Origin of the sequence: Streptomyces sp. NBC_00012 (assembly GCF_045040875.1) — a bacterium.
Classification (GTDB): domain Bacteria; phylum Actinomycetota; class Actinomycetes; order Streptomycetales; family Streptomycetaceae; genus Streptomyces.
Genome location: NZ_CP108309.1, coordinates 3,236,883 through 3,249,659 on the forward strand (window position 1 = coordinate 3,236,883; position 12,777 = coordinate 3,249,659).

At 70.7% G+C, this 12,777-nt stretch carries 9 protein-coding genes; 2 read left to right on the forward strand and 7 right to left on the reverse strand.

Going from position 1 to position 12,777, the window contains the following annotated elements:
* Nucleotides 1–90: 90 nt before the first annotated feature.
* From OHA19_RS14685 to OHA19_RS14700, 4 genes are all read right to left on the reverse strand, one after another.
* Nucleotides 91–1,452, reverse strand: coding sequence for a DUF4407 domain-containing protein (locus OHA19_RS14685; protein ID WP_405716336.1), 1,362 nt, complete (start codon nucleotides 1,450–1,452; stop codon nucleotides 91–93).
* Entirely contained in the window at nucleotides 1,442–3,220 is a 1,779-nt protein-coding gene (locus OHA19_RS14690; protein ID WP_405716335.1) for a hypothetical protein, read from the reverse strand. Before OHA19_RS14690 ends, OHA19_RS14685 begins: the two co-directional genes overlap by 11 nt.
* Nucleotides 3,217–5,256, reverse strand: coding sequence for a hypothetical protein (locus OHA19_RS14695; protein WP_405716333.1), 2,040 nt, complete (start codon nucleotides 5,254–5,256; stop codon nucleotides 3,217–3,219). Before OHA19_RS14695 ends, OHA19_RS14690 begins: the two co-directional genes overlap by 4 nt.
* A gap of 251 nt (nucleotides 5,257–5,507) precedes the next feature.
* Complete coding sequence (locus OHA19_RS14700) at nucleotides 5,508–6,458, reverse strand: hypothetical protein (protein WP_405750436.1); 951 nt, start codon at nucleotides 6,456–6,458, stop codon at nucleotides 5,508–5,510.
* Nucleotides 6,459–6,885: 427 nt separating this feature from the next.
* Between OHA19_RS14700 and OHA19_RS14705 the strand changes: the two genes are divergently transcribed.
* Nucleotides 6,886–7,368, forward strand: a complete 483-nt coding sequence (locus OHA19_RS14705; RefSeq protein WP_405716331.1) for a Pycsar system effector family protein — start codon at nucleotides 6,886–6,888, stop codon at nucleotides 7,366–7,368.
* A 63-nt stretch (nucleotides 7,369–7,431) separates the two neighbouring features.
* Here OHA19_RS14705 and OHA19_RS14710 read toward each other — a convergent pair whose 3' ends face one another.
* Nucleotides 7,432–8,112, reverse strand: coding sequence for a Crp/Fnr family transcriptional regulator (locus tag OHA19_RS14710; RefSeq protein WP_405716330.1), 681 nt, complete (start codon nucleotides 8,110–8,112; stop codon nucleotides 7,432–7,434).
* 605 nt (nucleotides 8,113–8,717) lie between these two features.
* On the opposite strand from OHA19_RS14710, the gene OHA19_RS14715 reads away from it, so the two are divergent.
* Nucleotides 8,718–9,380: a hypothetical protein gene (locus tag OHA19_RS14715; RefSeq protein ID WP_405716328.1), complete on the forward strand. Its 663-nt coding sequence runs from the start codon at nucleotides 8,718–8,720 to the stop codon at nucleotides 9,378–9,380.
* A 54-nt stretch (nucleotides 9,381–9,434) separates the two neighbouring features.
* Here OHA19_RS14715 and OHA19_RS14720 read toward each other — a convergent pair whose 3' ends face one another.
* Complete coding sequence (locus tag OHA19_RS14720; RefSeq protein WP_405750439.1) at nucleotides 9,435–11,801, reverse strand: protein kinase domain-containing protein; 2,367 nt, start codon at nucleotides 11,799–11,801, stop codon at nucleotides 9,435–9,437.
* Between the two features lie 42 nt (nucleotides 11,802–11,843).
* On the reverse strand, nucleotides 11,844–12,740 hold the full coding sequence (locus tag OHA19_RS14725; protein ID WP_405750441.1) for an SAVMC3_10250 family protein: 897 nt from the start codon (nucleotides 12,738–12,740) through the stop codon (nucleotides 11,844–11,846).
* Nucleotides 12,741–12,777: the final 37 nt, after the last annotated feature.

Genomic DNA, 12,777 nt, shown 5'->3' on the forward strand with positions numbered 1-12,777 from the left:
ACACCTTTGACCTGGAGATTCACCGCCGAAACGGATCGCCTCCCGAGGCCCTTGCGTGAACGTCCACAGAGCCCGTGGGCCTCGCGGTCATCACCCGTCGTTCAACAGCCGGGCGGTGCGCGCATCGAGTTCCTCGCGGCGGATCCGGGCGTGTTCGGTGCGGGCCTTGAAGCGGGCGTGCCCCATGCGGGCCTTCTCCTCCTCGGCCCACAGCTCGGTGCGGTAGCGCTGGACCTCGTGCTCGATGGTGGCGCACTGACGCAGCACGTCCTGGTCCTCCAGATGGATCCGCTGGTTGGCCTCGCGCCGTTCGGCGAGCCTGCGGTCGTACTCGGACGGACCGCTCATCAGCTTGGCGAGCACCGGCATGGCGTCGACCAGCAGCAGCACCGCGTGCAGCAGGAACATCATGAAGAGCGCGAAACCGTCGGACCAGGCCACCGTCGAAAGCGCATCGGCGCGCAGCAGCAGTCCGTCGTGCTGCTGCTCGCGCTCCCGCTTCGCCACCTTGCTGTCGATGGCTTTCTTGATGTCGACGCGGTAGGCGGTGCCGGTGCTGGTCAGCCGGTCGGACAGGGTGTTGCCCCTGGCGACCAGCTCGGCACGCTTCTCCTCGTACTCCGCGATCTTGCTGGTTCTCCGGTACGCGCTGGTGTCGGCGCGGGCACGCTCGCAGGTCTCGGTGACGTCCCACCCGTTGCCCCGCCAGATCCACCGGTCGCGGCCGCACTCCCGCCGCTCGGCGGCGTTCTTGGCGTCCAGGGTGGCGTTGGCGGTCTTGATCTGCCGGTCGAGGCGGGCGACGGCGGCGTTGTTGTCGTCGATGTCGGACTTGATCGCGGCCGGCGCGCCCTTGACGGTGAGCTGGTGGTCGACGCATCCGGGGCGGGCGGTGGTGTCCTTGCCGTCGAGAGGGTTGCAGGCAGTGAGGCGTCCCCGGTAGTCGGCCAGGTCGCGTTCCCGGGTGACGGCCATCTCCTGTCGTATTTCCCTGTCGAAGATCTGGAAGAGCAGGGGTTCGGCGATGGTGAGGCCGAGCACCACGGAGAGCAGCAGCCGGGGAAGCAGGAGGCGGACCGCGCGGCCGCCCGTGTATCCGTGGGTGCTGGAGACCAGCCAGTTGTCCAGGGCCAGAACGATCCACGCCCAGACCGCGCCGACGACGACGGCCACCACGACGGGGGTGCCCTCGCGGATGGTGGAGAGCGCCAGGGCCATGGACGCCCCGCCGAGCAGCGCGGTGTTGAGGACGATGGCCCCGTACCAGGTGTAGCGGGCGCGCTCGGCGGATTCGCGGTCCAGGACCTCCTCGCGGATGCCGATCAGGCGGCGCAGGTGGGCGGCGGGACCTCGGGCGGGGCTGCGCACGGACCGGGAACCGGGGGCGGGCTCGGGGCCGGACCACGAGTCGTGACTCTCCTCCGGTGACCGTACCGGGGTGTCAGCGGCCACGTTCCTCCCTCCCTGCCTGGCCGAGGTCGCCGTCGGCGTACTTCAGGCCCGGTTCCGGGTCGTCGCCGCCGGCGTAGACGTCCCGGTCGTCGACCGGTCCGGGCCGTCCGGGTGACGCGGCCTCGCGGGCGGCCGCCGCCGATGCGCTCGCCTCGGGCCCGCCGTCGGCCGGTGCCTCGCCGTCCGTCTCCTGCGGTGTCCGGCCGCCGCGATGTTCCTGACCGGGCTGTTCGGCCGCCCGGTCGTAAGCCTGCTCCTCACCGTGTCCGGCGTCGTGCCCGCCGCCGCGGCGACCGTCCTCCTCGTACGGCCCGTCGCCGGGCATGTCCTCGGTGTTCGCGTCCGCCTCCTTCGTCCCGTCACCGCCCTTCTCCAGCTGAGGGACCTCGTTGTCGGCCAATTCGCGCAGCGGCAGGCCCTGTTCCTCGATGCTCTGGTCGGAGCCGAGGCGTTCGATGAGGGCCCGGGCGTCCAGCGGTACGTTGTCGAGGAGTCCGCGGTTGACCGCCTGGATGGTGAACTCCTGGTTCATCTTGGCGCGCTGGTCGGCCCGGTGCCGCCGTTCGGCGCGGGCGGCCAGTTCGTCCTCGCGCCGTTCCGCGTGCCGCCGCTGCCGGTCCTCGCGCTCGGAGCGCCACTTCTCGCGCTGCTCCTCGCGGTCCGATGTCAGCTCGGCGCGGCGGTCCTGGCGGCCGACTTCCTGGCGCCGGTCCTGGCGTTCCAGGCGGATGCGGAGCTCCTCCTGCTCGGCGTGGCGCATCCGCTCGGCGTGCTGCCTGCGGTTCTCCTCCTCCTGCCGCTGCTGCTCCTGCCGATGGCGTGCGTCCTCGCGCTGCCGTGCGGCCAGGTCGGAGTAGCTGATCTCCCCGTTGCGCAGGGCGAGGACGTCGGTCTTCTCGGCGTCGGCGCCGAATTCCTCGATGTCCTTGCGGGCCTCGGTGCGGTGGAACTCGTTGTCGCGCTGCTGGCGGGTGTGGGTGTGGAGCTGGTCCTCGGCGCTGCTCTCGTACGTGTACAGCCGCTTGAGGTCCTCCAGGTCCTGTGCGTGCCGCAGTTCCATGGCGCGCATCTCGCTGTCCATCTGCTCCTGCTCCCGCTTGCGCAGATGCTCCATCCGGGCGCGTTCGCGGGCCACCTCCTCCTTCACCCGGTCCTGTTCCCGGGCCCGCCGTTCCTCGTCGGCGACGCGCCGCTGGGCGGCGAACTCCTCCGGGGTGAGCACCTCCAGATACGGGTCGGCCACGGTCAGCCCGGCGATCCGCGGCGGCTCCATCTCCAGGTACGCGGTAAGGCGCGCGGTCAACAGCCTGGTCACCTCCTTGCCGGCGTCCAGCGGCCATTCCTGGGTGACATCGGTGAGTCCCGGCAGCGCCCGCAGGTAGCCGACCAGCCGGGACTCCACGTCGGTGACGCCCTCGCGGACCACCGCCACCGGGTCGGTGACCGTGCAGTGGAAGGCGACCTGCACGGTGAAGCCGTCGGTCTCGGCGGACGGCACGCTCGTGCCGGCCATGACGGGCACCGCCACACTGCAGTCGACGACCGTGACCGAGGCCGCGCCGGTCACGACGTCGTCCTCCGGGCCGCGAACGCCGTGGTCGGTGATGTACTGGTCGCCGTGCCGGTAGACGAGCACCTGGTGGGCGGAGACCCGGGGAATCTCGTCGTGGGCCCGGCGGGTCCGGTTCCAGAACCGCCGGCCGGCGTGCGGCACGGGGGTCAGTACTCGTTCCTCGACCAGAGGATAGGTCTTGTGGTTCGTGGTCATTGCGGGTCACTGTCCTTCGCACGGTTCAGGGCGCCGAGCAGGACCGCGACGCAGTCGGGGTCCGTGGGACGCACCTGGCGGGCGGCCGCTAGGCGGCTCAACTCGCTTGCCAACAACGGGTGTTCGACGGGCGGGAGCGCGTCGGCGAGCGCGCGGCCGAGTCGCTCGGCCGCCGCGGTGGGGTCGGAGGTGACGGTGGGCAGTGTGCGCGCCGTGCCGAGCAGTGCGGTCAGGGCGTTCCGGCGCAGCGGCCGGTGGCAGATCACCGCCGCCCACAGCTGGGCGGCGAGCGCCGTCTCGCCGGGCCGGTCGGCGGTGTAGCGGGCGATGGCGGAGCGCCCGGAGAGCGGCTCCCGGACGGTGAGGACCCGCAGGCAGACACCCAGCACCAGGACGCCGGTCGGCGAGTAGGCGGCGGACCGGGTCCGCTGTTCCCTGCCGATCCGGTACGCCAGGGCTTCGAGCACGATCCCGGCGTCCTGCCGGCAGTCGACCAGGACGAGGAAGAGGCGCGCCCACGCGTCCATCACCTCGCGCGCCGCGTACTCGGTGTGGAGGCTGCTCTGGAGCAGAACCCAGAGCCATCTCACCGCGTCGGTGGGGAAACTGACGCCGAGCTGTCCGCCGAACGCGCCGAGTGCGGTGCTCCGCAGCCTCGGGTTGGCGGACTGCGCCCAGGTGCGGGCCAGGGTCAGCGCGGCGGCCGCCGGAGTCTCCTCCAGGCACATGTACCACAGCACGTACAGCGCGGTGTCCTGCCCGCTCTCCCCGCCCACGCCCCGCGCCCAGGGGCCGAGATAGCACTCCACGACCTCGTCGAAGGCGACGTGGCCGAGCAGCGCCAGGCCGGAGGCGATGGAGAGCTGGAGGTCCGGACCGGGCCTGCCGTCGATGACCGTCGCCAGCCAGTCGCGGACCGCGTCCCAGTACTCGGTGGGGTAGCCGCGCCACAGTTCCCGCAGCACCCAGCGGCGCAGCTCGGGGTCGGCGAAGACCATGACCTCACGGGTGGTCGAGCCGTAGAGCTGCATCTCGGTGGTGACCAGCGCGTTACGGGCCAGCGAGCGGCGCCGGTCGGCGGGGCGGGCGCGGCGGCGGGGCGGGGTGGGCGGGGCAGCCCCGGGCTCCGCGCCCGGCGTGGCGGTGCCGGTCTCGGCGGACGGGGGAGGTTCGGGCGTGAAGTACACCGGTTCCAGGTGCTGTTCGAGGATCTCCTGGAGTGACTCGAAGTCGCGCCGCCCGACGCCGGGGGCGAAGGCGAGGGTGGTCACCTCGGCGATCTCGTGCAGTGTGCGTTCCCCCTCGTCGCCGAACCAGTCCTGCACGGCTCGGGGCGCGCTGCCGGTGTGTTCCTTCCACACCTGGCCGGGGTCGTCCCCCGCCGCGATCCGGTCCGCCGCTTCGGCGGCGACCGCGACCGGGCAGCGGGCCGGGATGTCCGCCACCGCCCGCGTGACGGTCTCCTGCGGGACGCGTCCCTGGACGAGCCGGGCCCGTACCACCTTCTCCACCGCCGGGGGCTGCCACTGCAGATGGCGTACGGCCTCCGGTGGCGGCCCGTCCAGCCCGTGCACCGTGGTGATCACCAGATGGGCGCGGTGCCGTCGGACCTGGTCGCGCACGCGCCGCCAGTCGAAGTCGGTGGAGCGGCCGGGGGCGTCGCCGCCCGCCGTACGGTCCAGGACCACATAGCCGACTCCCGAGTCGAAGCTCCGCTCGGCGAGCTGATCGAGGCCGATGTCGGGCGAGAGCACCACGTAGTCGGCGGACGGGCCGACGGTCTCGCGCAGCAGGGCGACCGCGGCGGACCGCTTCCCGGTGCCCTGGGGGCCCGCCAGGACGACCACACCGGTACGCGTCAGCTCCCGGGCCGCGTCGTCGAAGCAGTCGGGCCGCACGTAGGACCGCAGCAGCGCGTCGATCTCGTCGGCCTCCAGCAGACCGGTCGCCCGGGCATGGCCGCCCTTCCCCGCGCCGGCGCCGATGCCGAAGTGGGCCCGGCCGTGGTACTGGGGGCCGTAGAAGTTGTTGTACACGTGCTGCCCGCCGTCGGATCCCGGCCCGGACGCAGGCACGGACGACGGGCCGGCTGTGGTTGTGGTCGCCGGGGCGGGGGCTGCCGTGGGGGCCGGTCCGGGCCCACCGTTGTGCTGATCGTCCGAGCAGTGTCCGAGATCGCTGTCTCCCGCTCCGTCCGACATTCCGCCTCCCTCGCTACCGTTCTCGTTGCTGTCCACCGGCTGGTCCGTCGGTCTCACGCGCACACCCTGATTCCCTCGGCCCGCCCTCAGTCGGAGAAGCCGAAGACGATGTTCCCGTCCGTGTGCAGGGGCGCGTGGATGTGGTTGTTCACGATCTTGTTGATCACCGGGCCCTCTGCGGTACCCGGGGCACCTGCCGCCTCTGCGGTCTTCGCCGGCCCGGCGACGGCAGCGGCCCGGGCATTCCCAGCCGGCTCAACAGGACCGGTAGAACCGGCGGGCTCAACAGGTCCGGTGGGATCGGCGGGACCGGCGGGCTCAACAGGTCCGGTGGGATCGGCGGGACCGGCGGGCTCAACGGGACCGGCGGGCTCCGCGGCCGAATGACCACCGTCCCGTCCGTGATCACCGAGGTCCAGCCGGTGGACGTCGTGCCCCGGCACCCACAGCCAGGCCCTGCCGCGGTACTCCTTCTTCTCGACGAGGACCTCGCGGAACTCCTCCGGCCGGAAGTTGGTGTACCCCTGGGCCACCAACTCCGTGAAGACCGGCGCCGTCAGCGCGACCACCAGCGCGGCTTCCGGCGCGGCAGCCAGCGCCCGGCGCAGCGGGTCGCCCTCCAGGATCCGGGACACCTCGACCGGCCCGGGGCCCACGAAGCCGCTGGGCGCCTCGGACGCCGGTCCGAAGTGCACCGCTACACGCAGCGCGAGCCGTGCTCCGGGCACCCGGTCCCGGTTGTGCGCCCGCAGTCCCGCGTCCAGCCTCCGCATGAACGGCTCGACCAGCGCCTGCTCGTCGGATCCGGCCGGCAGCACCGCGAACTCCGAATCCCCGCCCGGCTGCCGCACCCAGGTCTCGCGGTCCAGCCCGGCCGCCTCGGCCGCGTCGGCCAGCAGGCGTGGCAGCACCGTCTGAATGTCCCGCTGCCGCGCGGTGTCAGCACTGCCATATCCTCGCGCGTCGACAGCGAGCAGCAGCCGCCTGTTGAACACGCCCATCGCACCTACGGACATCCAGTCCTCCTCGTCCGTCATACGGGGATGACAACATGCCGCACCGTCAACTCACTTGCAAATCAAGGCTGTTACGAGGTGCAGAAGCGATACGGCATGCCGTTCCCGGGCCGGTGCCCACCCCCGTGGGGCACCGGCCGCCCTGCCAGTCGTACACCCGGAGCCCTCTTGCGCACCTGGTGGAAATACGGGATCTCCCGTCTCACAGGGCCAATGCGCCCCGCAGTGGCGAATCCCGTACAAGTGCCTGGTCCGCCCCCACCGGAGACCACCCAATGGAGTGAGGCGCCGCACCGGTCCCGCAACGCCCCTGCCACCACGTCCCACTGGAGCCTCCATGACACCACCGGCCCCCTCCCCCAGTCCCTCCCCTGCTCCCCCTCCTGCTCCTGCTCCTGCTCCCGCTCCCGCTCCCGCTCGAACGCCCTCCGGCCGCGCCTCGCACGCGATGCTGCCCGCGCTGCAGACCGCGCACCAGCACGCCGACTCCAAGGCCGGGATCCTCTCCGCGGTGCAGGCGGCGCTGGTGGGAACGGCCGGCACCTGGAGCAAAGCCGCTCTGGACGGCTGGCGGAGCGGTGGAGCAGCCGGCTGGATCGCGGGACTGCTGCTCATGCTCTTCGTCGGCGGGCTGTTCGGTGGGGCCGTGTCGCTCGCCCTGGCACTGCGCCCCCGGGTGTGGCGCCCCAGCGCCCCCAACGACTACAGCTTCATCCACTTGGCCTCGGCCTCGGAGCCGCCCCCGTCCACCGCACCCACGCCCGCCTCCACCGACGAGGACGAGGACGACCGGCAACTGCGCGCGATGATCCGCTTCCTGTCCGGGGTGGCCGTACGGAAGTACCGCTGCGTCACCGCCGCGGTGGTGTGCACCGCGGTGATGGCCACCGCCGCCGGCCTGTGCCTGCTGCTGAAGCCGGCCCTCGGCTGACCCGCCCCAGCCGGGCAGCAGGCCGGTCACCGGTCCCGCGACCACAGTGCCGCCGGACCGGCCTCACCCGTCCCGCCACCCCGCGGCGTCATCCGGATCGGCCAGTTCGGCCACCCGGGCAAGCCGGGAGAGGTCGTGCAGCGTTGTCGTGCGGTACCCCGTGTCGAGCAGCCCTTCGTCCCTCAGCTGGCGCAGCCCCTTGTGCACGGTGGTCTCGGCGGCTCCGGTGAGCGCGGCCAACTCGGGCTGGGTGAGCTGGAATCCGATGACCCGGCCACCGTCGCGTTCCGGCCGGCCGTACGCCATGGCCAGTTCCAGCAGAAGCCGGGCCAGCCGTATCTTGACCGAGTAGCCGCGGAACTCCAGTCGCCTGCGGTTGGCCCAACGAAGCCGGTCGGCGACGATCCGTGTCAACGCCACCGCCACTTCGGGCCGCCGCATCATCAGACCGTGCAGCGCACCGGGGCTGATCACCCGCGCCCGCAACGGTCCGCAGGCCACCACCCCGGCCGAGCGCGGCGCTCCGTCGAGTGCGGCCATCTCCCCCACACTGTCGCCACCGACACGCACCGCGAGCAGCGACTCCTGCCCGTTCTCCACAGTGGCGGTGACCTTCGCGAACCCGCTGAGAATCACGTACAGATGCCGGTCGGTGGCCCCTTCGGTGAGCAGCACTTCCCCTGACCGGAGCGTCAACTCCGCTCCGAGGGACAGCAGTTCCTCACGGGCGGGTGCAGAGAGCACCGCCAGCAGACTACGGTCCGGCCAACTGCGTTCCGGCCGACTACGGTCCGGCCCACTCCGCTCCTGGTTCCCGCCCTCACCCCGCACAGCGCGCTCCCCTTCGGTTCCCCGGCTCCGGTCCACCCGGCAAGACCGGCGACCCCGGGCGGCCAGGCTAGCGCCAGACCGTCAGCCACAGGCACTTCGCGGACGAGGCTCCCCGAGGACAGGCACTCCCGCGAAGCCGAACCCCTCCGGTACCGATCCAGCACGGTGGGGCGCCATCCGATACACCACACTGCGACATCGCGTCCACCGGCCGTCGTCAGGCCGGGCGAGAAGGCAGGTTCCGCCCCGCCCCCGCACACGCCCCGTTATGGTGGGGCACTTCGACGACGCAGGGAGAGCTCGGGATGGGTGACACGTCCCCGAAGGCTCCGCGGGGTGAAGCGGAGCAGCCGACGATTCCTGCGTTGTCGCGGTCCGCGGGTTCTTCGCCGGGGCCGCCTCCTTGGTGGCCGGGACTCTCACAACCGCCACAGGGCGAAGACCGGCCGGGTGCGACGACGGCCGGTTCTCACCGCTCTGCCCGGCGCAAGCGGCTGCTCCGGCTGGTCGGCGGCGGTGTGGCGACAGTGGCGTGCGGGGTCGCCGTTGCCATCGTCCTCGACGGCTCGGGCAAGAGCGACACCGCCAGGAGTTCGCGGACGACCTCCGGTCGCGTCTTCACCGATGCGCCCGATGGATGCTCGCTGCTGAAACCGGCGACGATCGACGCCTACGCGCCCGGGGCCGCATGCACACCCTCGCCGTTCGACAAGCCGAGCGTCCCCGGACTGACCACGAGGCGGCCCGAGTGGAGTACCGACTCTTCCTCGGGGGCGAACGGCTATGTGAGTATCGGCGTCGATCTCTCCATGGGTTCCGGTGTGCTGGACACGTACAGCTCGGAGAAGGACAGCACCGCGCACATGTTCACCCTCGTGCGGGACAAGTACAGAATGAACAAGAGTGTCGCCGCAGACATGTACGACGGCGATCTCCTCACTCTCAAGGCTTCGCATCCGCTGACGGGAGTCGGGGACGAGGCCCATCTCTACTACGGCATCTCGACAGCTTCGGATCGGGCGGACGCCGAACTCGTCGCCCGATCCGGCAATGTCGAGTTCACCATCAGTTACTCCGGAACGCGCGAAGGCCCGGGCGTCGGCGGAACGCCGGTCCCCCGACGGGAGGCGGAGGCCGCCTTGACCGCTGTCGCCCGTGACGTGCTCAAGTCCCTGCGCTGACCGTCGTGCACGGTGCCTCCGTGCCTCGCGGACGTCGTCCGGGCAGACAGCGCATCACAGGACATCGACCGAAGGCGTCGTCGGCAGGACGACCAGGACCGTCTGGTCCGGTTTGAGGGCCCAGGGAATTCCGATGGCCACGTGCGCGTGCGTGGGCACGGCATACGGGATCTGGGAATCGTAAGGGTTGTTGAAGGTGTCGGCCTGCGAAGTGTTCAGTGCGTATTTCTTGGTCGCCTCACCGTTCGCCGCGGTAAGGGTGTAGAGCGCGGGTGTCCCCGTCCCCCGTCCCAGGACAAAGACACCCGAACCCGTCGCCGCGAGCAGCCGCACCGAGGAGGTCCCGGCCACTTTCCTCGCCCACCGCTGTTCACCCGTCGCCATGTCCACCGCGACGACACCGTCCTGCGTTCCCCCGAGGGGAACGTTCTGTCCTTTCACCAAGTACAACGTGCTGTCGGCCATGAGGACGTTCACCGGCGGCAGATCGCCACTGTAGAGAGCTCCCAGGCTGGTGACGGCCACACCGCTCAGGTCCACGGCGTTCGGGACAGTCGAGCCGGCCGCCAGCGTGTACACCCTGCTGGACGGATGGCCCCCACCGCAGCCGATGAGGAGGTAGTCCTCGTTCGCGGTCATGAACCCCGAGATGGTGGTGTTGGAAACACCGGCGCAGCCGGGAAGCGACGCGACCCGTTGGATCGAGGGCGTCGAACCCTTGCGGAACGCAAGGAGTTCGCCCTGACCGTCGCCACACTGGCCGAGTGCGTAGACGGTGCCCTTGAGCACCTGCGCCAGGCCGCTCAGTGAGCACCCGTCGACCATCGCTTTGATGCCGGATTCGGTGGACCCCGTGGACCATCCGACCTTGCCGGTGCGGACGGACACGCTGATCAGGTCAGCGGCTCCGGCGAAGGGCGCGCTCACCACTCCACCGCCGATGGAGAGGGATTCGCCACCGGCCAGGTTCGGGATTCCTGTCGAACCGCGGCCCTCCAGGCTAATCGCCTCGGTCCAGTTGAGGGCCCCGGAGGATACGGAGATCGTCTGCAGACGATCGCACTCCTCCCCACCGACGGTGTTGTTGAAGGTGCCATAGGTGATGGCGCCGATCCCACCGGACGTGGTGTGGCTCATGTTGCACAGAACGCCGCCGGGCGGCTTCCAGGACCATAGCTTCGCGCCGGTATCCGGGTTGTACGCCGTCAGGCCGGAAGGTGTGCCGAGCACCACGCGTGAGGGGGTGCTCCACATGCCCTTGAGAATGTCGGCCTGACCGACAGTCAGCGACCAGGGGGAGTTCGGCTTTACCTCAGGAGGCGCCGATTCGCCTGAGCCGGGGCCGGGGTCGGGGTCCGAACCGGACGGCGTGAACGCGAGAACGACGCCGACGACGGTCAGCAGGGCTACTGCTCCGGCCAGAATCCCGAAGAGGCGACCGCGTCCGCGCAGCCACGACGACGGACCGCGCGGACGGACCCCATGTCCCGCGGCTTTCTTCTCCGCCGGGGGCTCCCCCTCCCCTGGCTCGGGGTGGACGGGACCTCTGCTGATCAGGTCCGCGCGTCGCTCACGCTCGTCGAGTTCGCCCCGCAGCCGCGCGTTCAGCAGGGTGTGCGGACTGACGGGCGAGAGCTGCTTCAGTAAGTCGGCCGCACCCGGACGGCGGGCGGGATTCTTGTCCAGACAAGCCGCGACGATCGGACGGAGCGAGCCCGGCAGGTGTTCCAGACTCGGCTCCTCGTACACCGCGCGGCGCAGGCGAGCCCTGGCATTGCCGGTGCCGAACGGACCCGAGCCGGTGGCCGCGAAGGCGAGCACGCAGCCGAGTGAGAAGACATCGCCGGGATGTCCGGCCCCGGGTTCCCGGGCGGCCGGCTCGGACGAACGCTCCCGGACGATCTGCTCGGGGGACATGTACCCCGGCGTTCCGATCATCGCGCCGGTGCGGGTCACCCGCGTCACTTCCTGCGCCCTGCTGATCCCGAAGTCGATGATCTGAGGGCCCTCGCGCGTCAGCAGCACGTTAGCGGGATGCAGATCGCGGTGAGCGAGCCCGGCCTGATGAATCGCCGAGAGTGCTTCGGCAAGCCCGGCACCCAGCGTTCGCACCGCAGGTTCCTTCATGGCTCCGAACCGGTCGACGAACTCTTCCAGTGAAGGAGCGGGGAGGTAGACGGTGGCCAGCCACGGCTGCTCTGCGTCGGGATCGGCCTCGATCACCGGGGTGGTGTAGAACTCGCTGACGCTCCTGGCAGCCGCGGCCTCGCGTCTGAATCTCTCGCGGAAGCCGGGGTCGGTCGCGTATTCCCGGTGGATGACCTTCAGGGCGACCAGGCGGAAGCCGGGCGATCTGGCCAGGTACACCCGGCCCATGCCGCCCTCCCCGAGTACTTTCAGGAGTTGGTAGGACCCGATCAAGGTCGGATCCTCAGGTGTCAGTGGAAGCACGGCGCACCCTCCCTACGAACCCGTATCGACGTCGCGACGACGCCAAGGACGGAACCAACGGGCCGGAAGGCGTGGAGGCGGGTTCTCGACATACAGCGGTGTCGCGACGACGAGGCGCGGCGACCGGCCTTCACGGTCGGCGGTGAGCAATACCCGTGCGTGACCACGCAGTCGGCCGCGCTGCGGGGGTGGCCGGCGTTCGGACATGACGTCGAAGACGCTGCGCACGACGTCCTCGTCCAGGTCACGCCCGGCCGGTGCGCGGTCGGCCCGGGACTCACCCTCCGGTCCGCTCTCCACGCTCGCGTTCGCCTCCAGGTCGGCCAGGTACTGATACACCGAGTCCATGTCGGAACCCGGACGCGAGGCGGCCTGGGCGCGGTGGCGGAAGTGGCCGGCCGTACCGCACAGCAGGAGATCGGTGACGCCGTCCGGTCCTTCGGTACCGGTCGACGCCGTCCCGACGAACAGGGCGATGCCGCCCGAGGTGGTTCCAGTGGCTTCCGGACCCGTGCCCCATCCCATCGGCAGGTCGAACAAGACCCACTGGCCCGCTCGGACTCCTGGGGCGGAGAAGTCGACGGGACGGTGATCCCGTTCGAGGAACCGAATCACCTCGTCGAGTTTGCGGGCCATGTCTGCCGGGCTGTCCGGCGCAGCTGCCGGCGATGCGGTGGCCATTGTCACCGTGACTCCGGGCACGCCGACCGTTGCCCCAATACTCGGCATCGAGCTGCCCCGGCCCGAGTCCGCGAACATGTACTGAAGCTTCTGTTCCGACAAGTAGACGAGCTCCCGCACATCGACTCCTCTGTCAACCGCTTCTCGGGCGGCCGCTGTTGAACCATCATCACACGAGCTCGGAATCTGCGGCCCGACTTGGAGATCCTGTCGAAAAATGTCCCCCACGTCTCTCTCCGGTACTCTCCCCGGGCCGCCGGTCGCA

What these genes read in the sequence shown, in the direction of transcription:
- OHA19_RS14690 (WP_405716335.1), bottom strand. Translation starts at nt 3,220, where the DNA reads ATGACCACGAACCACAAGACCTATCCTCTGGTCGAGGAACGAGTACTG.
- OHA19_RS14700 (WP_405750436.1), bottom strand. Translation starts at nt 6,458, where the DNA reads ATGACGGACGAGGAGGACTGGATGTCCGTAGGTGCGATGGGCGTGTTC.
- OHA19_RS14705 (WP_405716331.1), top strand. Translation starts at nt 6,886, where the DNA reads ATGCTGCCCGCGCTGCAGACCGCGCACCAGCACGCCGACTCCAAGGCC.